This is a genomic window from Aeromonas enteropelogenes (genome assembly GCF_000819845.1).
In the GTDB taxonomy this organism is placed as follows: Bacteria; Pseudomonadota; Gammaproteobacteria; order Enterobacterales; family Aeromonadaceae; genus Aeromonas; species Aeromonas enteropelogenes.
Genome location: NZ_CDCG01000037.1, coordinates 458,703 through 477,726, shown reverse-complemented (window position 1 = coordinate 477,726; position 19,024 = coordinate 458,703). Strand labels below are relative to the sequence as shown.

Sequence of the window (19,024 nt, the reverse complement as noted above, 5' to 3'; positions counted from 1 at the left end):
CTTATGTCGCGGTCTTTATATGACCAGGAATCAGTGACATGAGTACCAATCCCAAGCCTGCATACAGACGTGTTCTTCTGAAGTTGAGTGGTGAAGCCCTGCAAGGATCCGAGGGTTTTGGCATTGATCCGGCCGTGCTGGATCGGATGGCCCAAGAGATCAAAGAACTGGTTGAGCTGGGTGTTCAGGTCGGTCTGGTCATCGGTGGCGGCAACCTGTTCCGTGGCGCCGGTCTTGCCAAAGCTGGCATGAACCGTGTGGTGGGCGACCACATGGGTATGCTGGCGACCGTGATGAACGGTCTGGCCATGCGTGATGCCCTGCATCGTGCTTATGTGAATGCCCGTCTGATGTCTGCCATCTCCCTGCAAGGGATCTGTGACTCCTATGTCTGGGCAGAAGCCATCAGCCAGCTGCGCGCTGGCAAGGTGGTAATTTTCTCCGCCGGTACCGGCAACCCCTTCTTTACTACCGATTCTGCCGCCTGTCTGCGCGGGATCGAGATCGAAGCCGACGTGGTGCTGAAAGCCACCAAGGTCGATGGTGTCTTCAACGAGGATCCGGTTAAGAATCCGGATGCCGTGCTGTATCATGAACTGAGTTATGATGAAGTTCTTGAAAAAGAGCTCAAGGTGATGGATCTTGCTGCCTTTACTCTGGCCCGTGACCATGACCTGCCGATCCGCGTGTTCAACATGAACAAACCGGGTGCCCTGCGCCGGGTTATCATGGGTGAGCCGGAAGGCACCCTGATCCATCACGTCAGCAAATAAGATAGATACGAGCTGTAGACGGCTCGTTCGCCAAAAGGAAAACCACTGTGATCAACGAGATTAAAAACGACGCCAAGGACCGTATGGGCAAGAGCGTTGAGTCGCTCAAGACCCAGATGTCCAAGATCCGTACCGGTCGTGCTCATCCGAGCCTGCTCGACGGTATCCAGGTTGAGTACTACGGTGCTGCCACTCCGCTGAAACAGTTGGCCAACGTGGTGGCAGAAGATGCTCGTACCCTCTCCATCTCCATCTTCGATCGCTCCATGATCCAGGCCGTTGAAAAGGCGATCCTGACCTCCGATCTGGGCCTGAATCCGTCCAGCAACGGCCAGACCCTGCGTGTGCCGCTGCCGCCGCTGACCGAAGAGCGTCGTCGCGATCTGACCAAGGTGGTGCGTGCCGAAGCAGAAAACGCCCGTGTGGCCGTGCGCAACATCCGTCGCGATGCCAACGCCGACCTCAAGGCGCTGCTGAAAGAGAAAGAGATCTCCGAAGATGACGACCGTCGTGCCCAGGAAGAGATCCAGAAGCTGACCGACTCCTTCGTCAAGCTGGTCGATGAGGCCCTTGCCGCAAAGGAGAAGGAGCTAATGGAAATCTAAGGCTTCGAAAGGTATATTACGAGCGCCGTGTAGTGCCCCTGCACGGCGCTTTTGTCTTTGTGGGAGAAAAACATGTCGCTTTTGGCTGCGTTGGGTGATTGTGCCAACTCGTCTTTGCCACGTCACGTCGCCATCATCATGGATGGTAACGGTCGCTGGGCCCAGAACCGAGGCAAGATGCGGGTCTACGGGCACAAGGCAGGCGTCAAGTCGGTACGCGAGGCGGTCACCTTTGCGGCGCGGGCCAAGATGAAGGCATTGACTCTGTTTGCCTTCTCCAGCGAGAACTGGCGTCGCCCGGAAGGGGAGGTTAGTGCTCTTATGGAGCTGTTTGTCACCGTGCTGGGGCGCGAGGTGCAAAAACTGCACGACAACGGGATCCGGCTCAAGGTGATCGGCGATACCTCTCGTTTCAGTGAACGATTGCAGGCAAAAATCGCCAAGGCGGAAGCGCTGACCGCCAACAACAAGGGACTGACGCTGAATATTGCGGCCAACTACGGGGGCCAGTGGGATATCGCCCAGGCTGCCCGCAAGCTGGCCAGGGCCGTGGCTGCCGGTGAAATGGCGGCCGATGACATTGATGAAACCATGCTGAGCAGTGCCGTCTGCATGGCCGATCTGCCCCCCGTGGATCTGTTGATCCGGACCGGTGGTGATCATCGCATCAGCAACTTTGTGTTATGGCAGCTCGCCTATGCCGAGCTCTATTTTACCCCGGTATTGTGGCCCGATTTCAACGAAGCCGAGTTCAGCGAGGCGGTCGCCTCTTTCGTGGCGCGTGAGCGCCGCTTCGGCTGTACGGGTGAACAGATCCGGGAATTGATCGCCGAGCAGCAGACCGGCTAAACCCCGCTCCCAAGAGAGAGGTTTCTTTTGCTAAAACAACGAATTATTACTGCTTTGATGTTGATCCCCCTGGTCCTGGGGGCGCTCTTCTTTTTGCCATTGAAGTTTTTTGCCCTGTTGGCATCGCTGGTATTTTTGCTGGCCAGTCGTGAATGGAGCACCTTCGTGTCGGCCAAGCCGCTGCAGTGGTTGCCCATCGTATTCTGTCTGTTGCTCGGCGCCAGCCTGTTTTGCTTGCCGGTGGAACAACTCTGGGCCCCTGGCCTGCATCCTCTGGTGATGGGAGTGCTCTGGACCGCTGCCAGCTGGTGGTTGCTGGGGCTGATCCTGGTATTGCGCTACCCCCAAAGCGCCAAGTTGTGGCGTGAATCCGTCTGGCTCAAGTCCCTGTTTGGCCTGGTAACCCTGGTGCCCTTCTTCTGGTCCCTGGTGGCCATTCGCGGTTACAACTTCTACCACGACCCCATGATGGGGGCCTGGATATTGCTGTTCGTCATGGGACTGGTCTGGGCGGCAGATTCTGGCGCGTATTTTTTTGGCAAGGCGTTCGGCAAGCACAAGCTGGCGCCCGCCGTCAGCCCGGGTAAAACCATCGAAGGCATGTGTGGCGGCCTCTTTACCGCCAGTCTGCTGGCCATCGGTGTGACCTGGTGGATGGGCTTTGTGCCTGTCAAGATGGGCATAGTGCTGTTCTGCTCCCTCTTGGCGGTGCTGGCCTCCGTGCTGGGTGATCTGACCGAGAGCATGTTCAAGCGCGAGGCGGGCATCAAGGATTCCGGTACCCTGCTGCCCGGTCACGGCGGTGTGCTCGACCGGATCGACAGCCTGACCGCCGCCTTGCCGGTCTTCTTGCTCAGCTATCTGTTGCTCAGTCAGGAGTTCTGATGCGTAACCTGGTGATTCTGGGAGCCTCCGGCTCCATCGGTCAGAGTACCCTGAAGGTGCTGCGCCATAACCCGGGCCGTTGGCAAGTATTGGCGCTGACCGCCGCCCGCAGCGTGGATGCCATGCTGCGGGATTGTCTCGAATTTTCCCCGCGCTTTGCCGTCATGGTTGACGAGGAGGCTGCCCGCGAGCTGGCGAGCCGCCTCAAGACCCATGGCAGCCAGACCCGGGTGATGTCCGGCCCCGCGGCCCTGTGCGAGGTTGCGGCACATCCCGATGCCCACAGCGTGATGGCGGCCATCGTCGGCGCGGCAGGACTGGCACCCACCATGGCGGCGGTGCGTGCCGGCAAACGCATCCTGCTGGCCAACAAGGAAGCGCTGGTGATGTCCGGCGCCTTCTTCATGGAGGCGGTGCGCGAACATGGCGCCGAGCTGTTGCCCATCGACAGCGAGCACAACGCCATCTTCCAGTGCTTGCCGACCGCCATCCAGCGTCAGCCTGGCTTCTGCGATCTGGCTGCGGCGGGGATCTGCAAGATCCTGCTGACCGGTTCAGGTGGTCCGTTCCGCTATACCGAGGTGGCTGAGCTGGCCAAGGTGACCCCGGCCCAGGCCATTGCCCATCCCAACTGGTCGATGGGTGCCAAAATTTCGGTGGATTCCGCCACCATGATCAACAAGGGACTGGAATATATCGAGGCGCGCTGGCTGTTCAACGCCGCCCCCGAGCAGATCCAGGTGGTCATTCACCCGCAGTCCGTCATTCACTCCATGGTGCAGTACAAGGATGGCTCCGTGCTGGCCCAGCTCGGCAATCCGGACATGTGTACCCCCATCGCCCATGCGCTGGCTTATCCCAATCGCATCCCTTCCGGCGTGGAACCTTTGGATTTTTTCAGTGTCGGAGAGTTCAGCTTCATTCGACCCGATTACGATCGCTACCCCTGTCTGGCACTGGCCATCAACGCCTGCCAGAAGGGACAAGCGGCCACCACGGCGCTCAATGCCGCCAACGAGGAGGCTGTCGCAGCCTTTTTGGCCGAGCGGATCGGTTTCATGGATATCGCCCGGATCAACGAGGCCGTGATGCTGGCGCTGGAGAACAGTGCCGTCAGTTCTCTCAATGATCTGTTTGCCCTGGATGGTGCGGCCCGTGCCCGTGCCCACCACCTGATTGAGGAGATTGGCTGATGGGCGGTGTATTGTGGAACATCGGCGCCTTTGTCGTTGCGCTGGGCCTGCTGGTTGCAGTGCATGAATTCGGCCACTTCTGGGTGGCCCGTCGCTGTGGTGTCAAGGTGGAGCGTTTCTCCATCGGTTTTGGCAAGGCGATCTGGCGCCGGATGGGTAAGGACGGTACCGAATATGTGCTGGCACTGATCCCGCTCGGGGGCTACGTCAAGATGCTGGATGGCCGGGTCGATGAACTCAAACCCGGTGAAGAGCAGCAGGCGTTCAATCACAAGAGCGTCTGGGCACGGATGGCCATCGTCGCGGCCGGTCCCATGGCTAACTTCGTGTTTGCCCTGGTCGCCCTGTGGCTGATGTTCATGATCGGGGTGCCGAGTGTCAAACCCGTGATTGGCGAGGTGCGTCCCGCCTCCATCGTGGCTCAGGCCGGTATCGAGCCTGGTGTCGAGATCGTCGGGGTAGGGGATGAGCAGACCGGTGACTGGGAGAGCGTGACCTATGCCCTCATCAGCCATCTGGGTGACAAGTCGGTCACCCTGAAGGTGCAGGCGCCGCAGACCAGCTATGCCACCGAGAAGACCCTGTCGCTGGAAGGCTGGACTTTCGACCCTGACAAAGAGTCTCCCATCGGCAGCCTTGGCATAGTTCCCCTGGGTGGCAAGATGTTGCCTGTGGTGGCTTCGGTGGTGGCCAAGAGTGCCAGTGAACAAGCGGGTCTGCAGGTCGGTGATCGCATCAAGCAGGTGGGCGATCAGGAGATAACCACCTGGCTCCAGTTTGTCGAACAGGTGCAACAGTCGCCAGGCGAGCCGCTACAGATAGTGGTGGAGCGCAACAACCAAGATCTCGGCTTGACCCTGACCCCGGATAGCAGGAAGGTACAGGGCAAGGTGGTCGGTTATGTCGGACTCGCTCCGCAACTGGTTCCATTACCGGATGAATATCGAATTCTGTTACAGTATGGGCCTTTGCAGGCGCTGTGGCAGGGTGCCGACAAGACCTGGAGCCTGATCACGCTCACTTTCGACATGATTGGCAAGCTGATCGGCGGCATAGTGTCGCTGGACAACCTGAGCGGGCCCATCTCCATTGCCAAGGGAGCGGGTAGCAGTGCCGATTATGGTCTGGTCTATTTCTTGAGTTTTCTGGCACTGATCAGTGTCAACCTGGGGATCATCAACCTGTTCCCCTTGCCGGTGCTGGATGGTGGTCATCTTGTCTACTTCCTGATCGAGGCTATTACCGGCAAGCCGGTATCGGAGAAAGTACAGGAAGTGGGTTTCAGGATCGGCGCCGCCATTCTGATGTTATTGATGGGTATTGCGCTGTTTAACGATTTCGCTCGCCTCTGAGGCCAGAGCATCAACAAGGACACATAAGAACAAAATGGCTGTTAAAAAAGCATTGGTGTTGAGTTGCCTGCTGGGTGCCAGTTTCCTGGCCCAGGCGGCCCCTGCCTCTTTTGTGGTGCAAGATATCCAGGTCGAGGGCCTGCAACGGGTGACCCTGGGTGCCGCACTGTTGAACCTGCCGATCCGGGTTGGCGACAACGTCGACTCCGTGACCCTGGCGAATGCCATCAAGAAACTCTATGCCTCCGGCAACTTCGAGGACGTCAAGGTCTACCGCGATGGCCAGGTGCTGCAGGTGATGGTCAAGGAGCGTCCGACCATCTCCAGCATCGAGTTTTCCGGCAACAAGGACATCAAGGAAGAGCAGCTGACCCAGAGCCTGGAATCCTCCGGCATCCGGGTCGGTGATCCCCTGGATCGCACCGTGCTCACCTCCCTCGAGAAGGGGCTGGAAGATTTCTATTACGGCGTGGGCAAGTACTCCGCTAAGGTAAAAGCCATCGTCACCCCGCTGCCGCGCAACCGGGTCGACCTCAAGTTCACCTTCGTGGAAGGCCAGGCCGCCAAGATCCAGCAGATCAATATCGTCGGCAACAATGTCTTCCCGGAAGAGAAGCTGATCGCCCAGCTCTCCCTGCGTGATGAGGTGCCTTGGTGGAACTTCACCGCGGATCAGCGCTACCAGAAGCAGAAGCTGGCCGGTGACATCGAGACCCTGCGCTCCTACTACATGGATCGTGGCTATATCCGTTTCGCCCAGGAGTCCACCCAGGTCTCCATGACTCCGGACAAGAAAGGCGTCTACGTCACCCTCAACATCAAGGAAGGGGATCAGTACAAGGTCTCCGGTATCCAGCTCAAGGGCAACCTCATCGATCGCGCCGGCGAGATGAAGGGGCTTATTCCCATTGAAGCTGGCAACGTCTACTCGGCGAGCCAGGTGACCCACACCGAAGAAGTGCTCTCCAAGTTCCTCGGTCGCTACGGCTACGCCTATCCCAAGGTGGTCACCTTCCCGCAGGTCAATGACGAGACCAAGGAAGTGGAGCTTATCGTCAACGTCGAGCCGGGTCCCCGCGTCTATGTACGCAACATCAACTTCAACGGCAACGTGACCACCGAAGATCAGGTACTGCGCCGCGAGATGCGCCAGATGGAAGGCACCTGGCTCTCCTCCGACAATATCGAACAGTCCAAGACCCGTCTCAACCGCCTCGGTTATTTCGAGAGTGTCGAAGTGGATACCAAGCGGGTGCCGGGCAATGACGATCTGGTCGATCTCGACTTCAAGGTCAAGGAGCAGCCGGCCGGTTCCATCAACGCGGGCGTCGGTTATGGTACCGAGTCTGGCCTCAGCCTGCAGGCGGGGATCTCCCAGGACAACTTCATGGGGACCGGCAAGCGGGTCTCCATCAACGCCAGTACCAACGACTACTCCAAGAACGTTGACCTGAGCTACAACGATCCCTACTTCACCGTGGATGGTGTCAGCCTGGGTGGCCGTGTCTACTACAACCAGTTCCGTGCCGATGATGCGGATATTGTGGATTACGAGAACGAGACCATAGGCTTCCGTCTCTCCAGCGGTTTCCCGGTCAACGAGCACAACCGTCTGGACTTCAGTACCGGTATCGAAAGCTCCAAGCTGAGCCGTCCTACCTTCAATGAGTCCAAGTTCAACGAGTGTATCGCCGACAACAAGCCGTCAGCAGACAACACCTACTGCTACGACCTGTGGAACGACAACCGTCAATCGGTACAGATGGACCAGTTCTGGGATCTCTATGCCAAGGGTGAGGACAGCGTCGACTTCGTCACCGTTGACCTGACTGCAGGCTGGACTCGTTCCACTCTCAACAAGGGGATGTTCCCGACCGCAGGTGATCGTCAGCGGGTCAACGCCAAGGTCACCATTCCTGGCATGGATCTGCAGTACTACAAACTCTCGGCCGAAGATGCCCACTACTTCCCGCTGGACGCGGATCACAGCTGGGTCATGATCGGCAAGGGCCGGGTCTCCTACGGTAACGGTTATGGTGACAGCACCATGCTGCCCTTCTTCGAAAACTACTATGCCGGTGGTTTCGATACGGTGCGCGGCTTCAAGAGCAACACAATAGGTCCCAAGGCGATCTACCGACAGTACACGAACAACGGTACCGGGGCTCCGACGGCGACGGGTTATTACGAAGGTTCCGACACCTCGGTCGGCGGTAATGCGCTGGCGGTGGCCTCGTTCGAATTGGTCTTCCCGACTCCCTTCGTCTCCGAGACCTATCGTCCGCAGATCCGCAGCACCGTCTTCGTCGATGCGGGCTCCGTATGGAGTACCGATTTTGCCAACGGCGCCTACCCCTGTGCTCCTGGCGCAGACTGCAACTACCAGAGCCAAGACTACTCGGATCCGGCCAACATCCGGGTCTCCGCCGGTGTCTCCCTTCAGTGGCTCTCGCCCATGGGGCCGCTGGTGTTCGCCCTGGCCAAACCAATCAAGAAATATGAAGGGGATCGTACCGAAGTCTTCTCCTTCAACATCGGTCGTACCTTCTAAACGACATCACGCCCCCACCCGCAAGGTGGGGGTATTCAATGATGGGATGCGCAGTTTGCGTGCCTCACCAGGTAACAAGACGGTAGTCATGCCGCTTGCATAATCGGGTAAATCAGGTAGCCCTCACCATGAGGGAACAAGGAGTAAGTGTGAATAAAGCGTTGAAAGTAGCTGGTTTGAGTTTTGCACTGATGGCTGCCGGCATGAGCTCAGCCTTCGCTGACACCAAGATCGCCGTGGTCGACATGGGCGAGGTGTTCCAGAAGCTGCCCCAGCGTGAAGCCGTGGCCAAGAAGCTCAAGGGTGAATTCGAGCCGCGCATGCGCGAGCTGCAGAAGCTGGAAGCCGACGGCCAGAAACTGGTTGAGAAGTTCCGCAAGGACGAGGCTTTCATGAGCGCCGAGCAGAAGAAGCAGAACCAGGAGAAGCTGGCCAAGCTGCAGATGGAGTTCAACAAGAAGCGTCAGGCATTTGAGCAGGACAACGGCCGCCGTCAGTCCGAAGAGCGCAACAAGATCCTGACCAAGGTGCAGGCTGCCATCGATTCCATCGCCAAGAGCAATGGTTACGATCTGGTGCTGGAGCGCAATGCCGCCCCGTATGCCGCCAGCAAGCTGGACATCTCTGCCCAGGTTATTTCTCAGGTAAGCAAGAGCAACTAATTGATGTCATTCACTCTCGCACAGCTGGCCCAGCAACTGGGGGCCCAGGTTCATGGCGACGGAACCCTGGAAATCCGCAAGGTAGCGACACTGGAAAAGGCCGGGGAGGGGGATATCACCTTCCTGTCCAACAAAAAGTACCGGCATTATCTGGAGCAGAGCAAGGCCACGGCCGTGCTCATCACAGAAGCGGATCTGCCGTTTTGTCCCACCAACGCCCTGGTGCTCAAAGATCCCTATGTGGGCTTTGCCCGGGTGGCCCAACTGCTGGATACCACCCCGCAGCCGGCGATGGATATCCATCCGAGCGCCGTTATCGCGGCGGACGTGCAACTGGGCGAGAGAGTGGCCATCGGTGCCAATGCGGTGATCGAATCCGGCGTCGTGCTGGGTGACGATGTGCGCATTGGCCCGGGCTGTTTCGTTGGCAAAAATACCCGGCTGGGCGCCCGTTCCCGCCTGTGGGCCAACGTCACCCTGTATCACAATGTCACCATGGGCACCGACTGTCTGGTTCAATCCGGTACAGTGATCGGGGCCGATGGTTTCGGCTACGCCAACGAGCGTGGCGAATGGATCAAGATCCCCCAGCTTGGCGGCGTGACCATCGGCAACCGGGTCGAGATCGGCGCCTGCACCACCATTGACCGTGGCGCGCTGGAAGATACCCGCATCGCCGACAACGTCATCATCGACAACCAGTGCCAGATTGCCCACAACGTCGAGATCGGCTACGGCACCGCCGTGGCGGGCTCCACCGTGATGGCGGGTAGTCTCAAGGTCGGCAAATACTGTATCATTGGCGGCGCCTCCGTTTTTAACGGGCATATGGAGATCTGCGATCAGGCCACCGTTACCGGTATGGCCATGGTGATGCGACCCATTACCGAGCCCGGTGTCTACTCTTCCGGCATCCCCCTGCAGACTAATAAAGAGTGGCGCAAGACCGCCGCCCGGGTGATGCGTATCGAAGAGATGCACAAGCGGTTGAGCAAGCTTGAGAAGAAGCTGGATCAAGAATAATCACGATTGGTATAGGGTACTGTTTTGACTACTGAAAAGAAGAGCCTGGATATCCAGGAAATCATGAACCTGCTGCCCCACCGTTATCCGTTCCTGATGGTGGATCGGGTGGACGACTACGAGATCAGCGATGAGCGCAAAACCCTGCGTGCCATCAAGAACATCTCGTTCAACGAGCCTATCTTCCAGGGCCACTTCCCGGCCAAGCCGGTGTTTCCCGGTGTGCTGATCCTGGAAGCCATGGCGCAGGCGACCGGTATCCTGGCGTTTACCATGGTGGGCAAGCCGTCCCCCAATGAACTCTATTATTTTGCCTCAATCGACAACGCTCGCTTCAAGCGTCCGGTCGGCCCCGGCGATCAGCTGGTGCTGGACGTGGAGTTTCTGAAAGAGCGCCGCGGTATTGCCAAGTTCACCGGTGTCGCCACCGTCGACGGTGAAGTGGTCTGTACCGCCGAGCTGATGTGCGCCAAACGCGAGGTTTAACACACGTGATCGACCAGACTGCCATCATTCACGATACTGCCATCGTCCATGAGTCTGCTGTGATCGGTAAAGGGGTTGAAATCGGCCCCTTTTCTGTCATCGGCGCCGAGGTAACGATCGGTGACGACACCTGGGTGGGTTCCCATGTGGTGATCAAGGGCCCGACCAAGATTGGTCGCGGCAACAAGATCTTCCAGCACACCTCCATCGGTGAGGATTGCCAGGACAAGAAGTACGCCGGCGAGCGCACCTTCCTCGAGATTGGCGACAACAACGTCATTCGCGAAAACTGCACCTTCCACCGTGGTACCGTGCAGGATCAGAGCCTGACCAAGGTGGGCAGCGGCAACCTGTTCATGGTCAATGTGCACGTCGCCCATGACTGCATCATCGGTGACAACTGCATCTTCGCCAACAACGCGACCCTGGCGGGCCACGTGGTGATCGGCGATTTCGTGATCTTTGGCGGTCTCTCCGCGATCCACCAGTTCGGCCGCGTCGGCTCCCACGCCTTCGTCGGTGGCTGCGCCGCCCTCAACAAGGACGTGCCGCCCTACGTGATGGCCGCCGGTAACTACGCCAAACCGTTCGGGGTCAACTCCGAAGGCTTGCGTCGTCGCGGTTACACGCCTGAGGCCATCTCCGCCGTCAAGCGCGCCTACAAAGAGATCTTCCGCTCCGGCAAGACCATCGAAGAGGTGCTGCCGGTGCTGACCGAAATGGCCGCAGCCGAACCTGCGGTGCAGCTCTATGTCGACTTCCTCAAAGACAATGAGCGCGGGATCATCCGTGCCTGATCCTGTCGACAACAAGATCCGCATCGGCATCGTCGCCGGAGAAGTTTCCGGCGATATTCTGGCTGCGGGTCTGGTGCGCGAGCTGCAAGCCCGCTATCCGGACGCGCAGTTCGAAGGGATCGCAGGGCCGCGCATGCAGGCCCTGGGCGTGAACGCCCTGTTCGAGATGGAAGAGCTGGCGGTGATGGGCATCAGCGAAGTGCTGGGCCGTCTGCCCCGTATTCTCAAGGTGCGCCGTGAACTGCTACGCCATTTCATCGCCAATCCGCCCGATATCTTCATCGGCGTGGATGCTCCGGATTTCAATATCGGGGTGGAGCTGAAACTGCGCCGCGCCGGTATCAAGACGGTTCACTATGTCAGTCCCTCCGTCTGGGCCTGGCGCCAGAACCGCATTCACAAGATCAAGGCTGCCACCGACATGGTGCTCGCCTTCCTGCCGTTCGAGAAGGCCTTCTACGACAGATTCGAGGCTCCCTGCCGCTTCGTCGGCCACACCATGGCGGATGACATTCCGCTGGTGCCGGATCAGGCTGCGGTGCGCAGAACCCTCGGTATCGACGCCAACCGCCGCTGGCTGGCGGTGCTGCCGGGTAGCCGGACCGCAGAAGTGGGCTTTATGTCCCCCCTGTTTCTCGAGGCGTGCAAACACCTGACGGTGCGTTACCCGGATCTCGGGTTCATCGTGCCCCTGGTCAACGAGAAGCGGCGCGAACAGTTCATGGCCATCAAGGGCGAAGTTGCGCCGGATCTCGATATGGTGCTGCTGGAAGGGCAGGGCCGCGAGGCCATGATCGCCGCCGATGTGGTGATGCTCGCCTCCGGTACCGCGTCGCTCGAGGCCATGCTGGTGAAAAAACCCATGGTGGTGGGTTACAAGCTCAAACCCTTCAGTTACTGGCTGGCCCAGCGCCTGGTGAAGACAGATTTCGTCTCCCTGCCCAACCTGCTGGCGGGTCGCATGCTGGTGCCCGAACTCATCCAGCACGAGTGTACCCCGGAAAACCTGGTGGTCGAGGTCAGCAAATACTTCGAGCATGACAACAGCGAGCTGGTGAACACCTTCACCGAGTTGCACCAGCTCATCCGCTGCAATGCGGATCACCAGGCCGCCGAGGCGGTGGCCGAGTTGCTCGGCAGATAAGGCTGCGGCCGGCTGTGCCCATGTTATGTCAGGCCCTGCGGGGCCTGTTTTGATTCAAGGCGACAAGATGATGATCGATATTCCTGACGACAAGCTGGTTGCCGGTGTGGACGAGGTGGGGCGTGGCCCCCTGGTGGGGGACGTGGTGACCGCCGCCGTCATCCTCGACCCGGCCAATCCCATCGCCGGCCTCGCCGACTCCAAGAAGCTCTCCGAGAAGAAGCGTCTGGCCCTGTTTGACGAGATCAGGGAGAAGGCGCTGGCCTTCGCCATCGGCCGTGCCAGCCCGGAAGAGATCGACGAGCTCAATATCCTGCACGCCACCATGCTGGCGATGCAGCGTGCCGTGGCGGGGCTCAAGGTCACGCCGGAGCTGGTCTTTATCGATGGCAACCGTTGTCCGGCCCTGCCGATGGAAGCCCGCGCCGTGGTCAAGGGGGACAGCCTGGTGGCCGCCATCAGCGCCGCGTCGATCCTGGCCAAGGTGACCCGGGATGCGGAAATGACCGAACTGGACAGCCGCCATCCCGAGTACGGCTTTGCCCGTCACAAGGGCTACCCGACTGCGGAGCATCTTGCCATTCTGGCGGAACGCGGGCCTCTGCCCGAATATCGCAAAAGCTTCAAACCGGTGCGCCGCGCACTGGGGATCGAATAACCCATGCCACGCTGTCTGCATGATGACATTCACGCCAGCTGGCGCCACGAGAGGGGATAACCATGGCTGACCCCCGTTTTATCCATCTGCGCGTTCACACCGACTTCTCCATGGTGGACGGTCTGCAGAAGATCAACCCCATCGTCGGGGCGGCAGCGGCCGATGGCATGCCGGCGCTGGCCCTGACCGACCAGATGAACATGTGCGGCCTGGTGCGCTTCTATGGCGCCGCCCACGGCAAGGGGATCAAGCCCATCGTCGGGGCCGACTTCTGGGTACAGAGCAATGAACTCGGCGACGAGCAGTTCCGCCTCACCCTGCTCGCCATGGACAACGACGGCTACCAGAACATCACCCTGCTCATTTCTCGCGGCTACCAGCGCGGCCATGTGCAGGGGCGCCCGGTCATCGACAAGGCCTGGCTCGCCGAGCACGCCAAAGGGGTGATTGTCCTCTCCGGCGGCCGCGAGGGGGATGTGGGCAAGTTCCTGCTCAAGGGCAACCGCCAGATGACGGAGCAGTGTCTCGCTTTTTATCAGGAGCACTTCCCTGACGCCTACTATCTCGAGCTGCTGCGCACAGGCCGGCCGGATGAAGAGGCCTACCTGCACATGGCGGTCGCCCTGGCCACCGAGTTCGAGCTGCCGGTGGTGGCGACCAACGAGGTGGTGTTCCTGAGTGCTGATGATTTCGACGCTCACGAGATCCGGGTCGCCATCCACGATGGCTATACCCTGATGGACAAGCGCCGTCCACGCCGCTACAGCCCCCAGCAGTACCTGCGCAGCCAGGAGGAGATGCTGGATCTCTTCGCCGATATCCCGGAGGCGCTCGAGAACACGGTGGAGATCGCCAAGCGCTGCAACGTGACGGTGCGTCTGGGTGAATACTTCCTGCCCAACTTCCCCACCGGCGACATGACCACCGAAGACTTCCTGGTGGCCAAGTCGAAAGAGGGGCTGGAGGAGCGGCTCGAGTTCCTGTTCCCGGATCCGGCGGTGCGGGCCGAACGTCGTCCCGAGTATGACGAGCGTCTCGACGTCGAGCTGAAAGTGATCAACCAGATGGGCTTCCCGGGTTACTTCCTCATCGTGATGGAGTTTATCCAGTGGTCCAAGGACAACGGCATTCCCGTTGGCCCGGGTCGGGGTTCGGGGGCTGGTTCGCTCGTTGCCTACGCCCTCAAGATCACTGACTTGGATCCCCTCGAATTCGACCTGCTGTTCGAACGCTTCCTCAACCCCGAGCGGGTCTCCATGCCCGACTTCGACGTCGACTTCTGCATGGACAGACGTGACGAGGTGATCGAGCACGTCTCCGACATGTATGGCCGCGACGCGGTCTCCCAGATCATCACCTTCGGCAGCATGGCGGCCAAGGCGGTGGTGCGGGACGTAGGCCGGGTGCTTGGCCATGCCTACGGTTTCGTGGATCGCATCTCCAAGCTCATTCCGCCCGACCCCGGCATGACCCTGGCCAAGGCGTTCGAGGCCGAACCCAAGCTGCCCGAGCTCTACGAGCAGGATGAGGAGGTCAAAGACCTTATCGACATGGCGCGCCGCCTCGAGGGTGTGGTGCGCAACGCCGGTAAACACGCCGGTGGCGTGGTGATCGCGCCCACCAAGATCACCGACTTTGCGCCGCTCTACTGCGATGACGAGGGGCACCACCCGGTCACCCAGTTCGACAAGAACGACGTGGAGTACGCGGGCCTGGTGAAGTTCGATTTCCTGGGGTTGAGAACGCTGACCATCATCGACTGGGCGCTCGGCATGATCAACCCGCGCCTTGCCAAAGAGGGCAAGCCGCCGGTCGATATCGCCGCCATCCCCATCGATGACAAGAAGTCGTTCGACTTGCTGCAGCGCTACGAGACCACGGCGGTATTCCAGCTCGAATCCCGCGGCATGAAGGATCTCATCAAGCGGCTGCGTCCCGACTGCTTCGAAGACATGATCGCGCTGGTGGCCCTGTTCCGACCGGGCCCACTCCAGTCCGGCATGGTGGACAACTTCATCGACCGCAAACACGGCAATGAAGCTATCTCCTATCCGGACGAGAAGTGGCAGCACGAGAGCCTCAAACCCATACTCGAGCCCACCTACGGCATCATCCTCTACCAGGAACAGGTGATGCAGATCGCCCAGACCCTGGCGGGTTATACCCTGGGTGGCGCAGACATGCTGCGCCGGGCGATGGGTAAGAAAAAACCCGAGGAGATGGCCAAGCAGCGGGCCGGTTTTGAAGAGGGCGCCATCAAGAACGGGGTCGATGGCGAGCTGGCCATGAAGATCTTCGACCTGGTGGAGAAATTCGCGGGTTACGGCTTCAACAAGTCGCACTCCGCCGCCTATGCGCTGGTCTCCTACCAGACCCTCTGGCTCAAGACCCACTTTCCGGCCGAGTTCATGGCGGCGGTGATGACCGCCGATATGGACAACACCGACAAGATAGTGACCCTGGTGGATGAGTGCCAGCGCATGGGGCTCACCGTGATACCGCCGGATGTGAACACCGGCCGCTACCGCTTCACCGTCAACGACGATGGTCACATCGTCTATGGCATAGGTGCGGTGAAGGGGGTGGGGGAAGGGCCTATCGAAGCCATTCTCTCGGCGCGAGATCAGGACGGCCCCTTCCGCGATCTGTTTGACTTCTGCAACCGGGTCGACATCAAGAAGCTCAACAAGCGGGTGATGGAAAAACTCATCCTCTCCGGTGCCATGGACCGGCTCGGTCCTCACCGCGCTGCTCTGATGGCGACACTGGAAGAGGCGATGCGCGCCGCCGAGCAGCACGCCAAGGCGCAGGCTGTGGGCCAGGTCGACATGTTCGGTGTGCTCACCGAGGAGATAGACGACGTCAAGAAGGCGTTCGCCAACGTGCCCCACTGGCCTGACAAGGTCTGGCTGGAGGGGGAGCGCGAGACCCTCGGGCTGTACCTCACCGGTCACCCCATCAACCAGTACAGCAGCGAGCTGCGTCGCTACACCTCGGGTCGCTTGTGCGATCTGCATCCCACTTCCCGGGATACGGTGACCACGGCGGCGGGTCTGGTGATCGCGGCACGCAGCATGGTGACCAAGCGTGGCAACAAGATGGGGATCTTCACCCTGGACGACCGTTCCGGTCGCCTGGATGTGACCCTGTTCAGTGAAGCGCTGGAAAAATATGAAGAGTTGATGCAAAAAGACCGCATTTTGGTGGTTTCTGGACAGGTCAGCTTTGATGACTTCTCCGGTGGCCTTAAAATGTCGGCCCGGGAATTACTGGATATCAACGATGCGAGGGAGCGTTTTGCCAGGGCAATTCGCATCTCCCTCGATGAGACGCGGATCGATGATCGCTTTTTTCCGCGTTTGTGCGAGATTTTGGAGCCCGCCCGTGCCGGAGTCTGTCCGGTTCAGGTAAACTATCGTCGCCCCGGCTCCCGGGTGCGATTGACACTTGGTACCGAGTGGCGGGTGACACCCACCGATCAACTGATAGATGACTTGCGAGTCCTGCTTGGACGAGAGCGGGTTGAATTGGTTTTTGATTAGAGGATCTATAGTCCCTATGAGTCTTTTTCTGGATTTTGAACAGCCGATCGCCGAATTGCAGGCGCAGATTGATGAACTCCGTCATGTGAGTGAAGGCAATCACGCCGTGGATCTCAAAGAAGAGATCCGTCGGCTGGAGAAGAAAAACGAAGAGCTGACCAAGAAGATCTTCGGCGATCTGGGTGCCTGGCAGGTGTCACAGATGGCGCGTCATCCCCAGCGCCCCTATACCCTCGATTACATCGAGCACATCTTCACCGACTTCGACGAGCTGGCCGGCGATCGCGCCTATGCCGATGACAAGGCCATCGTCGGCGGCATCGCCCGTCTCGACGGCGAGCCCGTGATGATCATCGGTCACCAGAAGGGTCGCGAGACCAAGGAGAAGATCAAGCGCAACTTCGGCATGCCGCGTCCGGAAGGGTACCGCAAGGCCCTGCGCCTGATGGAGATGGCCGAGCGCTTCAAGATGCCGATCATCACCTTCATCGACACCCCGGGCGCTTATCCGGGCGTGGGTGCCGAAGAGCGTGGTCAATCCGAAGCCATCGCTCGCAACCTGAAAGTGATGGCCGGTCTGACTGTGCCGGTAGTCTGCACCGTGATCGGTGAGGGTGGCTCGGGTGGCGCACTGGCCATCGGCGTGGGCGATCGCGTCAACATGCTGCAGTACTCCACCTACTCCGTCATCTCGCCGGAAGGGTGTGCCTCCATCCTGTGGAAGAGTGCCGACAAGGCCTCCGTGGCGGCCGATGCCATGGGCATCACGGCCCAGCGCCTGAAGGAGCTCAAGCTCGTCGATTCCATCGTCGAGGAGCCGCTTGGCGGCGCTCACCGCGACGTGGAGAAGATGGCCAAGCACCTGAAAGACCGCATCCTGCAGGATCTCAACGCCCTGCGTCCGCTCGATACCGAACAGTTGCTGGAGCAGCGCTATCAGCGTCTGCTGGGCTACGGCTACTGCTAAACCCGGCTCAGCACCTGCATCATGAAGCCCCCGTCCTGCACGGGGGCTTTTTTATGTCTGCTTCTGGCCAGGGGGTCAGAGACTCAGAGGGGTTGGGGAGTAAAGCAGGATTGGCTTGTGGGCGTGCCGGCGGCAGTGGGTCTGTCGGGGCAGAATGACCAGGTAAAATAAAACGCCCCGCAGGAGCGGGGCGCTGGTATCTCATGTGTCGGTGTTACAATTCAATCTCGTCACACATTCCTTCGTAGGCGATATCGATGGATTGCAGCTCCTTCTGCAGGCGATGCTTGTCTTTCAACGCCTCAATCTCACGCCACTTGCGTTTTTTTCCCGTTGTCCCGCGGCTACGCGAACCGAGTTCAACCACCTCTTCATACTCGAAGTTGAACATGTCCATGGCTCCCTCCTTGGTTGTTATCGTTTTCACCATCCGTATAACATAACGACATTGAAAGTAAAACGTTTTTATTGCGACTCCATGACAGCGCTAAAAAAAGCCCATAAAAAAACCGGGAGCCCAACATGGCTCCCGGTTTTTTTCAGCAAAAAGAGTCGATTACAGGTGGCTTGCCAGCATGGTTTCCAGCTTGCCCTGGTCGATGGCAAACAGGCGGATACCTTCGCCCAGCTTCTCGACAGCCATGGCGTCCTGGTTCAGCTCCCAGCGGAATTCGGCTTCAGTCATCGGGGTCGGCTTGGGCATACGCTCGCCGGTGTAGTCCAGCTTGCGAACCACGGCGCCTTCGGCCTTGCTCAGCTCTTCCAGCAGGGCCGGGCCAATGGTCAGGCGGTCACAGCCAGCCAGTTCCAGGATCTCGCCGGTGTTGCGGAAGCTCGCGCCCATCACCACGGTCGGGTAGTCATGCTGCTTGTAGTAGTTGTAGATGGCGGTGACGGAGACCACGCCCGGATCTTCGCTCGCGGTGTAGTCACGGTTGTGCTTGGCCTTGTACCAGTCGAGGATGCGGCCCACGAACGGGGAGATCAGGAAGGCGCCGGCTTCGGCACAGGCACGGGCCTGGGCGAAGGAGAACAGCAGGGTCAGGTTGCACTGGATACCCTCTTTTTCCAGTACCTCGGCGGCGCGGATCCCTTCCCAGGTGGAGGCCAGCTTGATCAGGATGCGATCGTTGCTGATGCCTGCTTCGTTGTAGAGACGGATCAGTTTGCGGGCCTTGGCGATGCTGGCCTCGGTGTCGAAGGAGAGACGGGCATCCACTTCGGTGGAGATGCGGCCCGGGACGATCTTCAGCACTTCCAGACCGATGTTGACCGCCAGCTTGTCGCCCGCGTCGATGATTTGCTGTGCCTTGTCCTGGCTCTGGGATGTTGCCCAGTTGATGGCGTCTTCGATCAGCGGAGCGTACTCGGGGATCTCGGAGGCCTTCAGAACCAGAGAAGGGTTGGTGGTGGCATCGATGGGCTGATAGCGTTTGATGGCTTCGATATCACCGGTATCGGCAACAACAGTGGTCAGGGCTTTCAGCTGGGTTAATTTATCGGCCATAGCGAATATCATCTCTTAATGCGGGAGTCA

General features: G+C 59.5%; 17 protein-coding genes. 15 read left to right on the top strand and 2 right to left on the bottom strand.

The genetic code is table 11. The features are described from left to right. Positions 1–38 precede the first annotated feature (38 nt). From pyrH to accA, 15 genes are all read left to right on the top strand, one after another. Positions 39–773, top strand: coding sequence for a UMP kinase (gene pyrH, locus BN1123_RS14925; RefSeq protein WP_026457972.1), 735 nt, complete (start codon positions 39–41; stop codon positions 771–773). Between the two features lie 47 nt (positions 774–820). Then, on the top strand, positions 821–1,378 hold the full coding sequence (frr, locus tag BN1123_RS14920) for a ribosome recycling factor (protein WP_042027958.1): 558 nt from the start codon (positions 821–823) through the stop codon (positions 1,376–1,378). Between the two features lie 72 nt (positions 1,379–1,450). Further along, positions 1,451–2,227, top strand: coding sequence for a polyprenyl diphosphate synthase (gene uppS / locus BN1123_RS14915; RefSeq protein WP_042027957.1), 777 nt, complete (start codon positions 1,451–1,453; stop codon positions 2,225–2,227). Positions 2,228–2,254: 27 nt separating this feature from the next. Then, on the top strand, positions 2,255–3,112 hold the full coding sequence (locus tag BN1123_RS14910; protein WP_042027954.1) for a phosphatidate cytidylyltransferase: 858 nt from the start codon (positions 2,255–2,257) through the stop codon (positions 3,110–3,112). Next, complete coding sequence (gene ispC, locus BN1123_RS14905) at positions 3,112–4,305, top strand: 1-deoxy-D-xylulose-5-phosphate reductoisomerase (RefSeq protein ID WP_042027952.1); 1,194 nt, start codon at positions 3,112–3,114, stop codon at positions 4,303–4,305. The genes BN1123_RS14910 and ispC overlap by 1 nt, the downstream gene beginning before the upstream one ends. Continuing rightward, entirely contained in the window at positions 4,305–5,657 is a 1,353-nt protein-coding gene (gene rseP, locus BN1123_RS14900) for a sigma E protease regulator RseP (protein WP_042027950.1), read from the top strand. The genes ispC and rseP overlap by 1 nt, the downstream gene beginning before the upstream one ends. A gap of 34 nt (positions 5,658–5,691) precedes the next feature. Beyond that, positions 5,692–8,208: an outer membrane protein assembly factor BamA gene (gene bamA, locus BN1123_RS14895; protein WP_042027947.1), complete on the top strand. Its 2,517-nt coding sequence runs from the start codon at positions 5,692–5,694 to the stop codon at positions 8,206–8,208. A 149-nt stretch (positions 8,209–8,357) separates the two neighbouring features. Beyond that, positions 8,358–8,870 (top strand): OmpH/Skp family outer membrane protein, encoded by a 513-nt coding sequence (locus BN1123_RS14890; protein ID WP_026456029.1) that lies wholly within the window; start codon positions 8,358–8,360, stop codon positions 8,868–8,870. Between the two features lie 3 nt (positions 8,871–8,873). Next, complete coding sequence (gene lpxD / locus BN1123_RS14885; RefSeq protein ID WP_042027945.1) at positions 8,874–9,893, top strand: UDP-3-O-(3-hydroxymyristoyl)glucosamine N-acyltransferase; 1,020 nt, start codon at positions 8,874–8,876, stop codon at positions 9,891–9,893. Positions 9,894–9,917: 24 nt separating this feature from the next. After that, the gene (fabZ, locus tag BN1123_RS14880) at positions 9,918–10,379 is read left to right on the top strand and encodes a 3-hydroxyacyl-ACP dehydratase FabZ (RefSeq protein WP_026456027.1); all 462 of its coding nucleotides are present in this window, start codon (positions 9,918–9,920) and stop codon (positions 10,377–10,379) included. Between the two features lie 5 nt (positions 10,380–10,384). Next, a complete protein-coding gene (lpxA, locus tag BN1123_RS14875) occupies positions 10,385–11,176 on the top strand; it encodes an acyl-ACP--UDP-N-acetylglucosamine O-acyltransferase (RefSeq protein WP_026456026.1) in 792 nt (263 codons plus the stop codon). After that, positions 11,169–12,320 (top strand): lipid-A-disaccharide synthase, encoded by a 1,152-nt coding sequence (gene lpxB / locus BN1123_RS14870; RefSeq protein WP_042027942.1) that lies wholly within the window; start codon positions 11,169–11,171, stop codon positions 12,318–12,320. The genes lpxA and lpxB overlap by 8 nt, the downstream gene beginning before the upstream one ends. 67 nt (positions 12,321–12,387) lie before the next feature. Further along, the gene (rnhB, locus tag BN1123_RS14865) at positions 12,388–12,978 is read left to right on the top strand and encodes a ribonuclease HII (protein WP_042027940.1); all 591 of its coding nucleotides are present in this window, start codon (positions 12,388–12,390) and stop codon (positions 12,976–12,978) included. Between the two features lie 62 nt (positions 12,979–13,040). Beyond that, positions 13,041–16,520 (top strand): DNA polymerase III subunit alpha, encoded by a 3,480-nt coding sequence (gene dnaE, locus BN1123_RS14860; protein ID WP_042027938.1) that lies wholly within the window; start codon positions 13,041–13,043, stop codon positions 16,518–16,520. 16 nt (positions 16,521–16,536) lie between these two features. Further along, entirely contained in the window at positions 16,537–17,487 is a 951-nt protein-coding gene (gene accA / locus BN1123_RS14855; RefSeq protein ID WP_026456022.1) for an acetyl-CoA carboxylase carboxyl transferase subunit alpha, read from the top strand. A 214-nt stretch (positions 17,488–17,701) separates the two neighbouring features. Here the strand turns inward: accA and BN1123_RS14850 are convergent, their stop codons facing one another. Together BN1123_RS14850 and tal are read right to left on the bottom strand one after the other, a co-directional pair. Further along, positions 17,702–17,884, bottom strand: a complete 183-nt coding sequence (locus tag BN1123_RS14850) for a DUF3545 family protein (RefSeq protein WP_026456021.1) — start codon at positions 17,882–17,884, stop codon at positions 17,702–17,704. A 159-nt stretch (positions 17,885–18,043) separates the two neighbouring features. Continuing rightward, entirely contained in the window at positions 18,044–18,994 is a 951-nt protein-coding gene (gene tal, locus BN1123_RS14845; RefSeq protein WP_042027937.1) for a transaldolase, read from the bottom strand. Positions 18,995–19,024 lie beyond the last annotated feature (30 nt).

Bases quoted from the DNA above. Each gene is read 5' to 3' on its own strand.
- pyrH (WP_026457972.1), top strand. From the start codon at position 39: ATGAGTACCAATCCCAAGCCTGCATACAGACGTGTTCTTCTGAAGTTG.
- uppS (WP_042027957.1), top strand. From the start codon at position 1,451: ATGTCGCTTTTGGCTGCGTTGGGTGATTGTGCCAACTCGTCTTTGCCA.
- ispC (WP_042027952.1), top strand. From the start codon at position 3,112: ATGCGTAACCTGGTGATTCTGGGAGCCTCCGGCTCCATCGGTCAGAGT.
- rseP (WP_042027950.1), top strand. From the start codon at position 4,305: ATGGGCGGTGTATTGTGGAACATCGGCGCCTTTGTCGTTGCGCTGGGC.
- bamA (WP_042027947.1), top strand. From the start codon at position 5,692: ATGGCTGTTAAAAAAGCATTGGTGTTGAGTTGCCTGCTGGGTGCCAGT.
- lpxD (WP_042027945.1), top strand. From the start codon at position 8,874: ATGTCATTCACTCTCGCACAGCTGGCCCAGCAACTGGGGGCCCAGGTT.
- rnhB (WP_042027940.1), top strand. From the start codon at position 12,388: ATGATGATCGATATTCCTGACGACAAGCTGGTTGCCGGTGTGGACGAG.
- dnaE (WP_042027938.1), top strand. From the start codon at position 13,041: ATGGCTGACCCCCGTTTTATCCATCTGCGCGTTCACACCGACTTCTCC.
- accA (WP_026456022.1), top strand. From the start codon at position 16,537: ATGAGTCTTTTTCTGGATTTTGAACAGCCGATCGCCGAATTGCAGGCG.
- BN1123_RS14850 (WP_026456021.1), bottom strand. From the start codon at position 17,884: ATGGACATGTTCAACTTCGAGTATGAAGAGGTGGTTGAACTCGGTTCG.
- tal (WP_042027937.1), bottom strand. From the start codon at position 18,994: ATGGCCGATAAATTAACCCAGCTGAAAGCCCTGACCACTGTTGTTGCC.